Source organism: Paenibacillus sp. GYB003, assembly GCF_036577625.1.
GTDB lineage: Bacteria > Bacillota > Bacilli > Paenibacillales > NBRC-103111 > Paenibacillus_AB.
The window spans coordinates 144,236-160,383 of sequence record NZ_JARBDC010000038.1; the positions used below are offsets into that span (position 1 = coordinate 144,236).

Sequence of the window (16,148 nt, forward strand, 5' to 3'; positions counted from 1 at the left end):
GAAAGATATACAAGTTTAGGGGAATGAAACTTACAAGCTAGTACTTGATGTGATAGAATGGACGGGTACAAATTTCCATCTCAGGGGGAAAAGGATTTGAAACGGAAAATTTGGATGACCGCGCTTATCGCTGGTGTCGCTGCGGTATCGATGACGATCGGCGCTTATGGAGCGTCGACCCTGCAGGAGGTCTCTGCGTACCTGAACAAAGGGATCTCGATCAAACTCAAGGGCCAGGAGTGGACCCCGATGGACGGGGACACCAGGCTTTACCCGATCACTTACAACGGAAGCACATACCTGCCTGTCCGGGCAATCGGAGAGGCATTTGGTCAGACGATCCGCTGGGATGAAACGACACAGACCGTCCTGATCGGAGAGGGTTCTGACAATGCCGCGGCATATGATGCTGTCTTGAACTTTCCGGCCGACAAGTATCCGGAAACGGCCAAGCACATCGCCGACGCCATCGCAAAAGGTGAATCCGCGATCTGCACGATCGACCGTGCAGGCGCAGACGAAAACCGGGAGAAGTCGCTCGCCGGCATCCCGACAAAAGATGGGTACGACCGCGACGAGTGGCCGATGGCCATGTGTGCCGAGGGAGGCGAAGGCGCAGACATTGCTTACGTCACGCCTTCCGATAACCGCGGTGCGGGCTCATGGGTAAGCAATCAACTGGAATCCTACCCGGACGGGACGCGTGTCTTCTTCATGGTGACTCCGGTTTCACGAACAAAGGAACCGGAAGCTTCCGAAAAACCTTCTGAATCGGTTTATTACGCCAGCTGCTCAGACGCAAAAGCAGCTGGGGCCGCTCCGCTGCATGCCGGCGATCCGGGCTATCGTGCGGGACTGGATAGGGACGGCGACGGGGTTGCGTGCGAGGCGTAAACCGTAATTCCCTTTATGCATCTGAGTAACGGGACCATACCCATAATCCTACCATTGCCGAAAGGTCGCCGTGCCGCTTACTATGGACATATACCGTGGAGGAGGGCAAAAGGGTGGGTTTTCATGTAATCGAAGTAGAAAGCAAGGAACTCCAGTGTTTGAATAAGGAAGATGTCAACGACATGTTTTATGATGCCGCTGGCCGTGTAATGGTGACGGACTTCGAGGACAGAACATATTACCTTCTCGCGGATAAAGCGATCGTTGATGTTGACGAGAATTAGGCGATTGAATTATTATGATTATGTAAGTTGTCGCCCTTCAATGCAGGGCTGTGGATTGAAATAAAATCAATGATGTATGTGCAACAAAATCATCCTCTTATGAGTATGTGGATTGAATCAAGACAGTTATTGTCGCCCTCATTTGGAGGGCGTGGATTGAAACATCGAGTTTAAGAATATGCACCAAAAAAAGAAAAGGGTCGGGCTTACGCTCGACTTTTTTCTTTTTGTGTCTATCAGCATAATACTCCTGACATCGTAGGCAGTGATCCGGCTTCCCTTTGTGCGTCATCTTTGGCTCTATCCAGACGTCGCCACATTGAGGGCACTTCCCCTGTTCCCGACGCCGCTCTCGCTCGACAGCTTTGTGGTATCGCGAACGGCAGCGGGGAGAGCAGAAGTGATGATCGTCGCTGACTGGGATAAAATCGACACTGCATCCTGGTGCACGGCACGGTACAGGTTTGCGTAACAATGCTACACGTCTCCCTTCCTTCCCTTAATCTTACAAAATTTTAGAGGGGGTGACTAGCCCCCCTCTGCATTAAACTGCCTCCTAGATCAGTACCGTCTCCGCCAGCGCCTTGAGCGGCGCAAACTTTGGCTCGTCGAGCAACTCGTTGTTGCGGGACGAGAGGATCGCACACAGTGCCTCGTGTCTGTATCGACCAAGCTGTAATCGCGCTCCCCCTGTTGTCATTGCGTCCCGTAGATCAGGACGTAGCGGCCATCCTGCAGGCGGGTGATGCCGAGGTGGCGCCCGACTCCGCCGTTGCCCCAGTTACTGCCGTCCCAGCAATCTAAACACTGGTTGTACGGCACTTGTGCTATGAATCGCTGTCTGTCATCTTTCCGGCGCTCTTCATGTCTCAAGAACAGTACGAGAGCGTGATCAACCGTTTGTCGAAGGGAACGGCATCAACCTCAAAAGCGTTCCGCTCCGACGACGAGCTTAAATAAAGAAGAGGGAGCCTTTTTGGCTCCCAGGATTTTTCCGAAATTATCTTCTTTTTTGATCACTCTTTTTTCTCAGTTTCAACTTTGTTTTCATTTTTTACTTGTCTGCTTTTTTTCCTGTTCCGTTTTTCTACTAAAACAAAGATAAAAAGCGCTAAAATGGCAATCAGAACCACAACAACCACGACTACTGGATTATCGTCTCCGCTTCTATACGTCAAACCGGGTCCGAACAAGTCAAACAGCTCCTTTACCGATTTTAGCGAATTTATAAAATGACAATTCGCTTGTGTCAGCCAGCCATTGACTGGATACAAGTTCTAAAACAGAAACAACATCTTGATCAAACCGTCCTTCTTCCTCTCGAAGGTAGGAGAAGATTACTGGTATTCCGAAGCCCCCAGGTCGATACCTTCTGGGGTAGCACATGGCTCCGAATACGTCGGCAACAGCAGCTATCCGACCGATTAACGGAACCTCCGCTCCTTTACACCCGCGCGGATATCCGCTGCCATCCAGCTTTTCATGATGGAATAAACAATAACTAACCACGTCATCTCCAAATCCAAGTTGCCTAAGCATGTTGACTCCGTGAATCACGTGGGCCGGCAAGGTTTCTTTATCTTCCTGACTCATTTGCTCAGAAGACTTCAATATCCGATCAGCCATATTGAGTTTGCCTACATCATGCAGCAGACCGGACAAGAAGTAACGATCAACATCACTTTGACTGGAGCAATACTGTTGTGCAATAAGATACGAAATATAGGCTACCAGGACTGAATGTTCGGCGGTGCTGATGCTCACTCCCTCTCTTGTATCACGGAGTGCAATGCATTCAAAGATTGCATTCCCTTGTATCCATTCTCGATCACGAGTATGAACGGCCATTAATCGTTCACGCAACTTGAATGCACTGGTAATCATCCCCATTATAACACCTCCAATAGTAAAAAAGGGCGCAATTTACCCGTTTTCGGATAAAAAAGCGCCCTTCGCTATCGTCAAATATTTTATTGTCTACAATTATAGGACATAAGCCGTATAGCGAAAAGTCCATTTGTGAGAATATTTATCTACTTCCTGTTTTTAGAATGTCCTCTCGACGAGGAATGGGTGAGGGAGTTCTGGCTTTGACAGAAGTTAAGAGAAAGTCATCTGCCGATCAGGTCGGGATATCGTCGCCGCCTGTGCGTTTCAGGTGGTCAATCGCGGCTTGGCACCCGATTGGATAAGAAGGACCGCGGCACGGGCGCAAACAACGGATTAAGATCGAGATTCAGATCCTCTGAAGCGAGTCCAAGTCGCGCATACTGCAAGCCAATAACCGGCAATATTTGTCCCGACTTTCAGCCCGGACCGTGCCTCTTGTTCGCCCATCACCTGGTCTACGCGCTCAAAGGAAAGGGAATCTTATTATTCAGAATCGCGAACGAGATCAAAGCCGGGAGCTTATTCAGTGCGGACCACATGACGGCCAAAGGGGTCGCGCGCCATGAGGGGGTAGTACCAGCGAAGCTGACACCACCCGCAAAGTAGATGTATATAATCTCCAGAACACTACCCAGCCTATATAAACCGCAAGGCGCTTACAGCTAACCCGGAAGCGCCTTCTTATTTTATGCCGTAACTTGTTCGACTAAATATGAGCTGCAACAGTTTCGGCCCTCCATAGCTCAAGGCTTGATAGCACGTATCGTGGCGGACACCAGGTATTGTTCGACATTTGCGCCGGGAATCCAATCCTTGATGAACGTCCGGGATTCATCTTTAGGTTCGATCTCAATTTGGGTAAAACCGCTTTGCGCAAGCATAGCCTCCAGCTCGCCGATGGAAGAAGCCCCCGAAATGCACCCTGAATAGATACGGTCGATATCCTGCTTGATTTCTTCCGGAAAATCGGCTGCTGCCACGACATCCGATATGGCCAGTCTGCCGCCGGCACGCAGCACACGGAACGCCTCGTCAAAAACCTGCTGCTTCGATGGGGACAGATTAATGACACAGTTTGAAATAATCACGTCAATCGAGTGGTCCTGAACCGGCAGATGCTCGATCTCGCCCAGCCGAAATTCCGTATTGGTAAATCCGCTTTTGTTGGCATTTTCGCGGGCGCGGCTGACCATTTCCGGTGTCATATCCACACCAATGACGCGGCCGGTAGCGCCCACCTGACGGGAGGCAAGAAAGCAATCAAACCCGCCGCCGCTGCCCAGGTCCAGCACAACTTCTCCCGGTTGCAAAGCGGCTATGGCTTGCGGATTGCCACAGCCGAGGCCCAGATTCGCCCCATCCGGAACGGATGTTAATTCTTCTGACGAGTAGCCCATTTTAGCGGAAACATCCGCGGCCGAACCACAGCAATCATTGGCTGGCGCTGGCGTACAACAGGACCCCGCCCCCACGTCCTGTAAGGCGATTTCTTTATACCGATTCCGAACGTTTTGACGAATTTGATCATTACTCACTTGATTCATGAAAGATCACTCCTTAGTTTTTTTATACAATCAACAGCAGCTCGCAGCGCAACAAGCAGTTGGTGTTGCACGAATGATTGGCCGTCGCTTAAAGAATCGGACCGATTGCTTTTGCATAGCGTCTGACCATTTCCAGGCTTCTCTAGCAGATCGTTCGATTTCCCTTTGGCGTTGTTTCATGAGCATTTCCGCAGCAAACCAATTGAGGTAAAGTCGGTTCCATCCTTTTATCAAAAAAATGTGTTACGATCAGCTTCACGGAGCCATTCTATAGCGACGGGCATGGGGCGCAGTAATGTACTGTACATAGGCTGAAGCGCTTCGGCTGATCGCCTCGTCTTCGGCAGATACAACGCCATACTGGACAAAATGAGATGAAAGTACATGCCGGTCAAATTAGCCGTCGCTTGCAGGGGTCTAGTTAGTTCGCTGATTGTGTAATGGTTATATCCCCCCCACCCGGTACGAATGCTCCGGTCCGCCAATCGATATGGCCAAAATAAGCTCCTTGCCTTGCAGCGCTTTTTCTCCCGGCCCGTATGCCCAGCCATACGTAAACACTTCCTCCATCCATTTTTTCAAAAGAGGCGGCGTGCTGTACCAGTAAAACGGGAACTGAAAGACGATACGGTCATGGGAAAGCAAAAGCGCCTGTTCTCGTTTGACGTCAAAATGCTCGTCAGGATATTGCGAGTACAGATCATGGATCGTCACGTCCGGCACGCATTCCAGCTCCTGCTTCCATCTTCGGTTCACACGCGAATGTTTCAACTGAGGGTGAGCAATCAATACAAGTACGTTCATGGCATTCACTCCTTTCATTACGAAAAATCATATTCTGTAAGGCTACATGAGCATTCAATGTATAAGATGTTGCAAAAGCTTTTTCACAACAAACTGCGCGTCCGGCCCCACCCCCCTTAAGGTCGCAGAAGCAAAGGAACGCTGCCCTTCCAGCCCCACATAATAAAGCCCCGGAACGTAGCTTATGCCTGCATGATGTAACGGCCTTCCTTCCGCATCCAGCGCGCCAATCGCTTGAAGGTAAGGAAGATGCGGCCGGTAGCCTGTCGCAAAGATCACCGTTTCCACCGCCTCTTTTGTCCCGTTCGGCCAAATGACGCCATCCTCATAAAAGGATGTAAACATCGGTTGTTGATCCGGTTTCCCTGCCGCTACTTTCTCTTTGTACCCGCCCGAATCGTTCACCGCACTTGAACTCGGTGCGGTTTTCCCGAATCGCCAAAATGGAAAGGTGTCAAATCCAATCAGTCTCACCCAAAAATGCACATCCTGACCCAACAGCTTCGATTTCATGAATTGGACCGGCCGGAGTACCGCTAAAGACGTCTTGCTCACCTCGGCCAGCTCAACTCCGATCTGTACGGCAGAATTCCCGCGCCCGACCACCACCACGCGTTGATTGATAAATGGCTCCGGATTTCGGTATTCAGAGGAATGAAGGATGCAGCCTTGAAACAACTCCTGCCCCGGTATCGCTGGCGTATAGGGATTGTGAAAGGAGCCGGTCGCATTAATGATGGTACGCGCCCGAAACGTATCCCCTGCCATCGTACGAACTGTGAAGCCTTCTCCATCCCTCTCGACCGAGGCTACGCGTTGATTAGTTCGGACTGGCAGTTGAAACTTTGCCCGGTAATCCAGTAAATAACGAATGACTTCATCTCGCTTGGGATAGCCATTCGGATCGCCGGGGAACTTCATTCCCGGCATCGACGAAAAGCGTGCTGGAGAGAACAGTTTGAGGCTATCGTAATAACGCGGCCACGAACCGCCCACCTCGTCGCTCGCGTCCAAAATCAGAAATCGAAGTCCTTTCTTCTGTAGATGATAGCCGGATGCAAGACCCGCCTGCCCCCCTCCAATGACAATCGCATCCAATACCTCATTCATACCAAACACCCTCCAATTTTATTTGCAAAATGCAAGTATAAGAGAAAAGAAATCACCCGATGGGGGTGGAACAGCATAAGCTGGATTTTGACATCGCTTCATTTAAAAGCTTAATGGAGCGAATGACGGTTTCTTTTTCAAAATCGTTCATGTGAGAGAAAATTTCAGCTAAATAAGCGTTACATTGCTGGTCAATCATTGTGGCCACGTACTTACCTTCTGTCGTGAGCGAAAGCAAATACACCCTACGGTCGTCCGGATCGGGCGATTTTTTGACCAAATTCATTTTAATTAACGATTGGATTTGTCGGCTAAAGGTCGTAATATCAGTCCCTAACGCCTCGGCTACCCGCTGAATGGACGGTTGATGCTGACGATCGATCTCGTAAAGAATATGGCTTTGCACTAAAGATATATCGCAGCCACCGGCGGAGCAGCAATTTTTATTGAGAAACCCAAAACGGCGTGTCATGATTTGAAATAGTTCGCGAACATTTTCCACTGTGGTTCACCTCATGACTTAGTTATACAATATTTATTTGCAAATTGCAAATGTGTAAATCAAAAAAAGAAAAACCACTCGGCTGAGTGGTCCCCTGCTTGCTTATTTACCGGGATATAATTGGTGCAAAGATTCTCTCTGTGATGGCTTAATATCAATGATGTTGCGAATGCTCTTTGCCTTGGCCTCGGCTTCGTCAAGCGTATCGCTTAATCCCAAGGCAAGCAAGGTGCCCACGGCTACCGCACCGGTCCGCCCCTTTCCTCCGCCACAATGAAAAGCCACTTTCTTGTTTTGATGATAAGCTTCGGTGACGGCCTGGATCGCTTGCTCAAAGGCTTTTTCTTGCGGCATAGCGGCATGATCCGCTAACGGAATTTGAATCCATTTCGCACTCGCCGCTGGATAGGCGCATTCCGTCGCTTCGCCGCGAAGATCCACGATCACGTCGATACCTTCATCTTTCACCATCGATTCCACATCCGTTGCCGCGCCCATAAAAATTTTATCCGGAATTAAAGCATGGTAGTTTTTTTCAGACGACATGATTATACTCCTTTTTTCAACGATCCAAACTCAATCGGAACCGGGGCCGCTGGCGGCGCGCAGCACAAGGACAAATCCCTGGCTTCTCCGGCTGATTCGAATTCGGAATCTTCTTTCGTATAGAAAATCTCCCAAGCGTTACCGTCCGGATCATACACCCAAACTTTATCCTGCACCGCATAGCAGCAAGTGGTATTCATCTCGTCAATCAGCAGCAGTCCGCTTTGACGAAGCCTCTCCCCTATGGCCAGCACTTCTTCCGTATTATTCACTTGGAATCCCAAGTGGTTCAGAACACCCTTTTGTTCGAAGGGACGTACATTGAGCGAAAAATGAAGCGTCGGTTCTTCTAACTCGAATTTGGCGTAGTTATCTTTAACCTTACTCGGTTCTGCCCCAAAAAATGCGCGATAGAACTCCAAAGACTTGTTCAGCTCCGTACAGTTTAAAGCAACGTGCATTCGTTTGATCATCGTCGCCACTCATTTCCCTTCTTTGACGAATTGTTCAATCCGGCTCTTAATCGAATCGCGAACGGTGCGGAACTGGTTCATGATTTCGTCTTCCGTTCCGGTTGCTTTTGCCGGATCATCAAAACCCCAATGCCATTTCGTTACGTTCTTGTTGGAGATTATAGGGCAATGCTCGTCGGCGTGGCCGCATAAGGTAATGACATAATCGGCGCGATTCAAAATGTCCGGATCGATCACATCGGAGGTGTTTTTGCTAATATCTACGCCAGCTTCTTGCATGACTTGCACCGCACGCGGATTCAGTCCGTGTGCTTCAAGACCTGCGCTTTTGACTTCATATTTGTCGCCGCCTAGCGCGTTTAAAAACCCGTCCGCGATTTGGCTTCTGCAAGAATTTCCGGTGCACAAAAAATAAATTAACGGTTTTTTCTCCATGGTGAACAATCTCCTTTTAATTTCAATTCGCTAATCACCTTGATGAACTCTTTTCGCTTGTTTGCTTCCCATAAAAGACTTCAACAACATTGCAACCACCGCCAAGACGACTACAATCACCGCAATACATAGCCATACATTCACCTGTAACGTCTGAAGAACATAAAGCCATACATAAAGGCCGGTGAGCGTAATGAACAATGTGGGAATGGTTAGCAGGATGCCGACTTTAAAATAATAACCCCATCTGATTTTCACGTTTTTCGTGGATAGTACATGCAGCCAAAGCAGCGTAGCCAGGGAGCCGATTGGCGTAATTTTCGGCCCTAAGTCCGAACCGATCACATTCGCATAGATCAACGCCTCACGAATGAATCCATCGGTTTGCGTGCCTTGGATGGCCAACGCATCGATCATGACCGTGGGCATGTTGTTCATAATGGACGACAGGATGGCTGCAATAAAGCCCATACCTACGGTAGCCACAAATAACCCTTGGTCTGCAACCGCTTGAATGACGCTGCCTAGTGCATCTGTAAGTCCGGCATTGCGCAAGCCATAAACGACCACATACATGCCGATAGAGAAGATCACGACAGCCCAGGGAGCGCCTTTTACCAGTTTCCAGGTATGAATCGCAGGGCTTTTTCTCGCCGCAAACAAAAAGGCAATCGCAGCAACCCCGGCGATAATGGATACTGGGATCGAGAAAAATTCGCTGATAAAATACGCAACGAGCAGCGCGGCTAAAATGACCCAAGATAACTTAAACAGCCGTATATCTTTGATGGCTTCCTTCGGCTTTTTCAGTTGCGTGAGATTGTATCGGTTCGGGATACTCTTTCGGAAATACAGATACAGCACAATGAGGCTCGCAATGACGGAAAAGAAATTCGGAACAATCATACGGCTCGCGTATTCGGCAAAACCGATGTTGAAATAATCCGCAGATACGATGTTAACCAAGTTGCTGACGACAAGCGGCAAGGAAGCCGTATCCGCAATAAACCCACTGGCCATAATAAACGGCAGGATCATCTTTTCATCAAACTTAAGTGCCCGGACCATGGCGAGCACAATCGGGGTAATAATCAAGGCCCCGCCATCATTGGCAAACAAGGCGGCAACCGCCGATCCCAGCAGGATGATAAATACAAACATGAGCAGGCCGTTTCCGCGTGCCAGCCGCGCCATATGCAATGCAGCCCACTCAAAAAATCCGATTTCATCCAGCACCAGTGAAATTAAAATAATGGCCACAAACGCCAAGGTGGCGTTCCACACGATGCCGGTTACGGTGCCGACGTCCGCGAAGCTGACCACGCCAAATAGCAAAGCAAGGATCGCTCCGGCACTTGCCGACCAGCCGATATTTAATCCTTTCGGTTGCCAAATGACAAAAAGCAACGTTACCAAGAAAATGAAAATCGCTACATAAACCATATGCTTCCTCCTGAACTACGTACAGCAATCATTGGTTTCGCAAACGGCAGGCTCAATCAGCGCGGCTTGCGAAGGAATTTCTTTTAGAATATCCAAAATATAAGGCTTGTCTTCCAGGCAAAGCGAATAATACACCCATTGCCCCCTGCGCGACTCTTTGACCAAGCCCCCGTCGCGAAGCTTGCGCATATGCTGACTGATATTGGGCTGGCTTGTTTTCAAAATGTCCACGATCTCGCATACACACAGTTCCTTCACCTGCAACAAGGCTACGATAGTGAGCCTGTTCCGGTCCCCCAATAGCTTCAAGGCATCCGCTACTTCTTCTAGTTTGCTCAACTGCTTCTCTCCTTTTAAACGCCGGGAATGTTCATCCCTTTTAGCAACCCGATCACTTTCTCCCGAATCTCGTCACGGGCTCTCTTCACGTCTTCCAGGGTGCCGCCGTCTACGGCTAACGGGTCAGGGATGTTCCACTCAACGTTCATGATCTTGAACGGTACGATGGGACAGCGCTCCACAATTTGTTCGCACAACTTGACGATCGCATTCGACGCTAGAAAAACCTTCATATCAATTTTTTTGCAAACATGCTGGGAAAGATCGATGCCTACCTCGTGCATGGCTTCAATGGTGTAAGGATGCACTTCTTCGGACGGGTTTAATCCAGCACTCTCCACCACCACATGATCCCCGCCATAAAACTTGGCAAAAGCTTCGGCCATCTGACTTCGGCACCGATTTTGCCCGCAAAGGAAATAAATCCGTTTGACTTCCCGTTTCATTCTCCCACATTCCCCTATCCGCTGTAAATAGTAATATAATTATTTGCTTATTTATAGTTTGATCTTACATGTCGAATGTTATCGCAGTATTAACGGTAAAAAAATTAGCCATATAAATGAGAAGCACAACCCAAATAAACCATCCTACGCTCATACAATCATATCCTTTCAGCTTTGTTTACGACAACCGATAACCTCCCTGCATGTCGCTGCCCTCAATCTTTCGAGTGACCGAATCGGTTGCATCATTCAGAACGCTTCTTCCTATACAGGGGTCACGCCAACATTTTAACGAAAATATACGCTAAGCGTTCGGATTAGACCGGTTTAGCATGCTCTTAGCTCGTACTACTAGAAAGTCCGGAAGTATAATCTGAAAGATTGCTAGTATCACACAGAACTGCTTTGTCCAGGAAAGAAGGATACCAAGACATTGATTCTTTTTTTAAGGTCATTAGCTGTTTTCAGAATCTAGATGATAGTGACTCCTACTAGGGAGTCGTTTTATTAGTCTCGAAAAGCATGCTTTTCGAGACGTTGGAAATCACCCCTATTTTTGCGTATCAAAATGTACTAAAATGATTTTAGAAACGCATCAAATCAATTTGACACATTTTGATACATATTTAGGGGAGAGTGGATCGTTTGAGGCTTGCATATGGCCGGGTATCGGCTAAAGACCAAAATCCGGAAAGGCAGCTTGTTAAGTTTCGGGAGCTGGGCGTTGAAGACCGGTTTATATTTGTCGATAAGCAGAGCGGCAAGGACTTTGAGCGGCCGCGTTATCAGGCTATGCGCATGATGATTCGCGAAGGGGACTTGGTGTATTTGGATGCCTTGGATCGTCTGGGCCGGGACTACGATGGGATCATTAGCGAATGGAAATATATCACACGGAAGATCGGGGCAGACATCGTATGCCTGGATAACGAAACGTTATTCGATTCCCGGAAGTTTAAAACAATGGGCGACTTTGGAAAAGTGATGGAGGACCAGTTTTTGAGTTTGCTAGCATATGTGGCCGAGCAAGAGCGGAAGAAGAACCGGCAGCGCCAGGCGGAAGGGATCGAGGTTGCCCGAACGGAAGGTGTGACGTTCGGCAGGCCCAAGCAGGAGATCGATGATAAATTTATTAGAGCATATCGGGAATGGAAGCAAGGTCAAATAACAGCTACTGAAGCGATGAAGCGGATCGGCATGTCAAAACCGACATTTTACCGGCGAGTGAAGGAATATGAGAAAGAGGCTTTTGAAGTATAACGTCCTATTTAACGGAGCAGTGGGGGGGCCGCATAGTAAATGCAATTATTATAAACCGCTCAATTATTTTGCAATGGATTCCGCTTTTGGTGTCTTGAAGTACAACCAAGCGCCAAGTATCCAAGGAATAGCAATGGCAAATAAGAAATTGATTACCATCCTTTTCACCCCCTTATTAGATGAATCAATTAATTTTTAAGCCAAGTAACTTTCCCCGATGCCAGATGATACTCACCACCGATTATTCTTATATCCCCATTCATCAATTTCTCGCTAAGTGTTGAGTACTCATGTAGTTCATCCTCGACCAATTTGACATTTTCAATCACAGCCCGATCAATCACGTTTTCTTCGGCTAACCCAGCGGATATAGCCTTTTCAGCCGCTGGCTCAATCTTATCGACAATGGATTGCAAATAGGATGGATGTTTCTTTCTTTGTAATGCTTCAATAACCGCACCGCAGTTCTCGTGCCCTAAAACCATTACTAAAGGAACGTGTAGATGATCCACAGCGTATTGGACACTGCCAATAACATCATCATTCACGATATTTCCTGCAACGCGAATCACAAAGAGATCCCCCAGTGATTGATCAAACACAATTTCTGGGGCTACTCGGGAATCCGAGCAGCTAATGATGACCGCCACCGGTTTTTGTTCTGAAACGAGTTGCCTCCGAGCTTGAATGACCTGCTTTTCCGCTAAATGCCCTGAAACAAACCGATGATTTCCTTCTTCCAAAAGACGAATCGCTTGATCAGGGTTGATTTCCTCCTTTATTTTTTCGTTGAAAGTAGGCTGGTATAACGAATGACACCCTGTGCCGGACAGTAAATTTAACCCTACTACCAGACATAGCAGGTTGCGGGACTTCTTCATTGACACCATAAAAGCCTCCAATAAACATTTGAATATTTGAATATTTAACTTAATTATTCCCTCCTTTACATGGATTATACCCGATGCAAATACAAAGAGGCACCTACAGTGTTGAGGTGCCGCGGCTACATGAAACCACTATTTATAAAGGGAGAGGTTCGTTGACGACAGAATCTAGCTGTAACCTTACGAGGACTCCCGCATGTACAAGCCCAGCTCCAAACCCGTACAGTAAGGCATGATCACCCGAACTTATTTTCCCACTCCGAATTCCTTGATCGAGCGAAAGAGGAATCGTTGACGACGACGTATTACCGAACTCAACAAGACTATGTAACGTACGTTCTAAAGGAAACTCAAGTTTCTCACAAAGCGGTTCAATCAGTCGCATATTCGCACTATGAGGAATAAACCAATCCACATCGTTTAATGTCTGACTACTATTATTCATCATGTGATGAATAGCATCGGGAATGGTACGCATCACCCATCGGAATACTTCTCTGCCATTTTGGACAATGCAGCTGTTATCAAGCAATTTCTGATCCCCGAGTTTATTGGCAAGTCCTGTCCGATAAATATGGATTCCCCCTTTGCCCTCGGAGCCAACATGATGACTGACGAATCCCTCATACTGGTCATCTGCTTCTACTAAAACAGCACCGGCCGCATCGCCAAACAAAATACAGGTTGTGCGATCTGAGTAATCCGTTATTTTGGACAACGTTTCACCTGCAATAACAAGAACCTTCTTATGGAGCCCAGAAGCGATCAAACTATGAGCCATGATGAGTCCATAAGAAAATCCAGCACAAGCGGCACTAATATCAATCGCACCTGCACTTTGAATATGAAAATGTGCTTGAATTAAGCAGGAGACGGTAGGGAATGGAAAATCAGGTGTGGTTGTGCAAACAATGATAAAATCAACATCCTCGATCGTTTTATTATACCGAAAGATGAGATTCCTAACCGCACTTATACAGAGATCGCTGGTAAATTCGTCTCGCTCAGCAATACGCCGTTCATGAATGCCTGTACGTTGTACGATCCATTCATGACTGGTGTCCACCATTCCTTCTAAATCAGCATTCGTCAGCTTTCGTTGGGGCACATATGTTCCAATTGCTGTAATTCGGGAATTCATCATAAAACTACTTTTCCCCCCAGTTCAGGATTGAAATCGCAATGGAGTTGGAAACTTCTGTCGATATTCATGCAATTCTTTTTGAAAACGATGAAAAGGACTTGACAACATTTTGATGTTCCGTTTTATTTTCGTTTTCTTTTCCGAATGAAGTTGACAATCCTCGAGTTGGTCAATATATTTATCTATTTTTTCCCGAAGCGTTAGAATAAACCCAATCGCTATGTGAGATTTTGCCAACTCATGGAGATCATCGGCCAGAGCCTCACTCAGATTCCGGATGTCCGGAAGAAGTAACGACTTTGATACGAAAAAAAACTCAGGTGTAAAATCCTCGCGATAATCTTGTCCAGGGACTTGATCCCAAAACTCATTCCATTCCCGTAATAGGTCGGTTTCATACAAAAGGTACTTTAAAAACCCGCATAACCATGCCGTACAACTTGTATTCCGTTGTTGACATCCAATGCCTCTTGCAAGATGCCGACACCCCTGACAGCAAGAGCCCCCATTGGCGATACAAACTTTACATATGGCATCGGACCCGATCTTATGTAACGCCTGCACACCCGTTGCAATAACAGTCTGTCTACTCACCTGTATAAAAGGACCGGTCGATTCGTGAGGAGATGGCGCATCTTGACGTGATGAATCTTTTCTCGTAAAGCCAGACATACCCACCTACTCCTTATGCACTAAAATCAAATAATCAGATATTTGAATATAGTGGGTATTATACAGCAGTTCCCACCGAATAACAATCTACACTCAGGCGTACCCAAGCGTATCGTTCTTTACAGAATGGTTTTTGTTGAAGTTGTGTTATGATATTCATATATTCAAATGTATAACCATTAAGGAGAGCATAAGCCATGAATCAAACTATCCAGCAGTTCAAAGCCGATTTTTTCAAAGCTCTGGCGCATCCAATGCGAATTCGAATCCTTGAGGTCCTGAGTGAAGGAGATAAGAACGTAAACGAAATACAGAGTATTTTAGGCTCAGAAGGATCAGCCGTTTCTCAGCAGTTGGCGGTATTACGAAATAAAAATGTGGTGACTGGCTTAAAGGACGGAACTTCCGTTATTTATTCGTTACGCGACCCTCTGATTAAGGACCTACTTGTGGTCACGAAGCAAATCTTCGATAATCATCTCGTTGATGCCATTTCGTTACTCGAGGTCATTCGAAATGAATCATAAACGATAAAACAAGGGCATCCATGTAACCCAAGGGTGGTCTTACCCCCGTCAAGTAGACAGTAAAAAAAGAGGTTAATTTATACGGCGATCGCCATTCGGTACTCAACCGGAGAGCGGTCGCCGAGTTTTTTCTGAAAGCGTTCATGGTTATAAAACTCTATGTGACCAGCTTGGTGAATGGAGCGTCTGCGTGAAAGTCTCTGTTCAGGACATTTGCAAACACGACAGAAGGTTTACGTCCGGCATTCGGACGCTTCTTGCGAATAACTGACCGGATTCCAAGCTCTCGCATGAGCCGCCTAACTTTTTTACGATTAACAAGCAACCCTTCTTTCCTCAGGGCTGTGCTCATGCGAATGTAGCCGAAATAGGGCCGCAGACGATGAATGGCCAGTATGTGCTCCTTCACATCCGCATCGCGGTCCAAGCGTTGTTTTTGGGCACTACTTGCGGACCTCCACTTGTAGAAGCCGGCTCGTGATACTTCAGCAATCTTGCAAAGCACTACAACAGGATACCGTAACATCAATTCTTCGATGGTCTCGAACCGGGCTTGCTTATCCAACTTCCCTCCCCATGTAGATTTGGATTGAGCTTTTTTAGGTATTCGACCTGCGCTTTCAAATGCTCATTCTCTTCCTCGATACTGCTGAAGTGCTTCTTCACCCAGCGACCGCGATAATCCTCAAACGATTCCCCGCTCTGATGTTTACGAACCCATTCAATAATTTGAAAATCACTTTTAATTCCGAGCTTCTCTCGGATCTGGGAATAGCTCCACCGCTCTTCGACACGTAATCGAACTGCTTCCCGCTTCGTCTCTTCATCATAACGATTAAACTTTTGCCCCTTCTTGGGTGGCATAAAAAAATCCCCTCCGGTCAACAGTGCTGAATCCATGATATCATGAACTCTTTTTTCACTGTCTACCGTAAGGGGATAATATCA

At 47.3% G+C, this 16,148-nt stretch carries 19 protein-coding genes and 3 pseudogenes; 5 read left to right on the forward strand and 17 right to left on the reverse strand.

Annotation, left to right across the window (positions count from 1 at the left end):
• Positions 1-249: 249 nt before the first annotated feature.
• From PV407_RS14010 to PV407_RS14020, 3 genes and pseudogenes are all read left to right on the forward strand, one after another.
• Positions 250-720, forward strand: a pseudogene (locus tag PV407_RS14010) (stalk domain-containing protein); the annotation flags it as partial.
• Complete coding sequence (locus PV407_RS14015; protein WP_332090572.1) at positions 715-894, forward strand: excalibur calcium-binding domain-containing protein; 180 nt, start codon at positions 715-717, stop codon at positions 892-894. The pseudogene PV407_RS14010 and the gene PV407_RS14015, both read left to right, overlap by 6 nt.
• Before the next feature lie 113 nt (positions 895-1,007).
• The gene (locus PV407_RS14020; protein WP_332090553.1) at positions 1,008-1,178 is read left to right on the forward strand and encodes a hypothetical protein; all 171 of its coding nucleotides are present in this window, start codon (positions 1,008-1,010) and stop codon (positions 1,176-1,178) included.
• 1,016 nt (positions 1,179-2,194) lie between these two features.
• Here PV407_RS14020 and PV407_RS14025 read toward each other — a convergent pair.
• From PV407_RS14025 to PV407_RS14080, 12 genes and pseudogenes are all read right to left on the reverse strand, one after another.
• Positions 2,195-2,371 carry a hypothetical protein gene (locus PV407_RS14025; RefSeq protein ID WP_332090554.1) on the reverse strand — a complete coding sequence of 59 codons (177 nt, stop codon included), beginning with the start codon at positions 2,369-2,371 and terminating at the stop codon, positions 2,195-2,197.
• A gap of 1 nt (position 2,372) precedes the next feature.
• The gene (locus PV407_RS14030) at positions 2,373-3,068 is read right to left on the reverse strand and encodes an HD-GYP domain-containing protein (RefSeq protein ID WP_332090555.1); all 696 of its coding nucleotides are present in this window, start codon (positions 3,066-3,068) and stop codon (positions 2,373-2,375) included.
• 743 nt (positions 3,069-3,811) lie between these two features.
• Positions 3,812-4,612 (reverse strand): arsenite methyltransferase, encoded by an 801-nt coding sequence (locus tag PV407_RS14035; protein ID WP_332090556.1) that lies wholly within the window; start codon positions 4,610-4,612, stop codon positions 3,812-3,814.
• 255 nt (positions 4,613-4,867) lie between these two features.
• Positions 4,868-5,416: pseudogene (locus PV407_RS14040) on the reverse strand (NAD(P)H-dependent oxidoreductase).
• A 54-nt stretch (positions 5,417-5,470) separates the two neighbouring features.
• Complete coding sequence (locus tag PV407_RS14045; protein ID WP_332090557.1) at positions 5,471-6,526, reverse strand: flavin-containing monooxygenase; 1,056 nt, start codon at positions 6,524-6,526, stop codon at positions 5,471-5,473.
• Positions 6,527-6,578: 52 nt separating this feature from the next.
• Positions 6,579-7,028, reverse strand: a complete 450-nt coding sequence (locus PV407_RS14050) for a MarR family winged helix-turn-helix transcriptional regulator (RefSeq protein ID WP_332090558.1) — start codon at positions 7,026-7,028, stop codon at positions 6,579-6,581.
• Between the two features lie 102 nt (positions 7,029-7,130).
• Entirely contained in the window at positions 7,131-7,574 is a 444-nt protein-coding gene (locus tag PV407_RS14055; RefSeq protein WP_332090559.1) for a protein-tyrosine phosphatase family protein, read from the reverse strand.
• Between the two features lie 2 nt (positions 7,575-7,576).
• A complete protein-coding gene (locus tag PV407_RS14060) occupies positions 7,577-8,047 on the reverse strand; it encodes an ArsI/CadI family heavy metal resistance metalloenzyme (protein ID WP_332090573.1) in 471 nt (156 codons plus the stop codon).
• Between the two features lie 9 nt (positions 8,048-8,056).
• Positions 8,057-8,482, reverse strand: a complete 426-nt coding sequence (gene arsC / locus PV407_RS14065; RefSeq protein ID WP_332090560.1) for an arsenate reductase (thioredoxin) — start codon at positions 8,480-8,482, stop codon at positions 8,057-8,059.
• A 30-nt stretch (positions 8,483-8,512) separates the two neighbouring features.
• Complete coding sequence (locus PV407_RS14070) at positions 8,513-9,925, reverse strand: arsenic transporter (RefSeq protein WP_332090561.1); 1,413 nt, start codon at positions 9,923-9,925, stop codon at positions 8,513-8,515.
• Between the two features lie 15 nt (positions 9,926-9,940).
• Positions 9,941-10,264, reverse strand: a complete 324-nt coding sequence (locus PV407_RS14075) for an ArsR/SmtB family transcription factor (RefSeq protein ID WP_049868158.1) — start codon at positions 10,262-10,264, stop codon at positions 9,941-9,943.
• A gap of 14 nt (positions 10,265-10,278) precedes the next feature.
• Positions 10,279-10,710, reverse strand: a complete 432-nt coding sequence (locus PV407_RS14080) for an arsenate reductase ArsC (protein ID WP_332090562.1) — start codon at positions 10,708-10,710, stop codon at positions 10,279-10,281.
• Between the two features lie 645 nt (positions 10,711-11,355).
• Here PV407_RS14080 and PV407_RS14085 point away from each other — a divergent pair.
• Complete coding sequence (locus tag PV407_RS14085) at positions 11,356-11,970, forward strand: recombinase family protein (protein WP_332090563.1); 615 nt, start codon at positions 11,356-11,358, stop codon at positions 11,968-11,970.
• Positions 11,971-12,158: 188 nt separating this feature from the next.
• Here the strand turns inward: PV407_RS14085 and PV407_RS14090 are convergent, their stop codons facing one another.
• The 3 genes from PV407_RS14090 to PV407_RS14100 all read right to left on the reverse strand — a co-directional run bounded on the left by PV407_RS14090 (position 12,159) and on the right by PV407_RS14100 (position 14,673).
• A complete protein-coding gene (locus PV407_RS14090) occupies positions 12,159-12,851 on the reverse strand; it encodes a carbonic anhydrase (RefSeq protein ID WP_332090574.1) in 693 nt (230 codons plus the stop codon).
• 142 nt (positions 12,852-12,993) lie between these two features.
• Positions 12,994-14,001 carry a ketoacyl-ACP synthase III gene (locus PV407_RS14095; protein WP_332090564.1) on the reverse strand — a complete coding sequence of 336 codons (1,008 nt, stop codon included), beginning with the start codon at positions 13,999-14,001 and terminating at the stop codon, positions 12,994-12,996.
• A 21-nt stretch (positions 14,002-14,022) separates the two neighbouring features.
• Positions 14,023-14,673 carry a hypothetical protein gene (locus PV407_RS14100; protein WP_332090565.1) on the reverse strand — a complete coding sequence of 217 codons (651 nt, stop codon included), beginning with the start codon at positions 14,671-14,673 and terminating at the stop codon, positions 14,023-14,025.
• Positions 14,674-14,870: 197 nt separating this feature from the next.
• Between PV407_RS14100 and PV407_RS14105 the strand changes: the two genes are divergently transcribed.
• Complete coding sequence (locus PV407_RS14105) at positions 14,871-15,200, forward strand: ArsR/SmtB family transcription factor (protein WP_332090566.1); 330 nt, start codon at positions 14,871-14,873, stop codon at positions 15,198-15,200.
• Positions 15,201-15,277: 77 nt separating this feature from the next.
• On the opposite strand, the gene PV407_RS29565 is transcribed toward PV407_RS14105, so the two are convergent.
• Positions 15,278-15,379 (reverse strand): IS3 family transposase, encoded by a 102-nt coding sequence (locus tag PV407_RS29565; protein WP_442951660.1) that lies wholly within the window; start codon positions 15,377-15,379, stop codon positions 15,278-15,280.
• Positions 15,361-16,064, reverse strand: a pseudogene (locus PV407_RS14110) (IS3 family transposase); the annotation flags it as partial. The gene PV407_RS29565 and the pseudogene PV407_RS14110, both read right to left, overlap by 19 nt.
• Positions 16,065-16,148 lie beyond the last annotated feature (84 nt).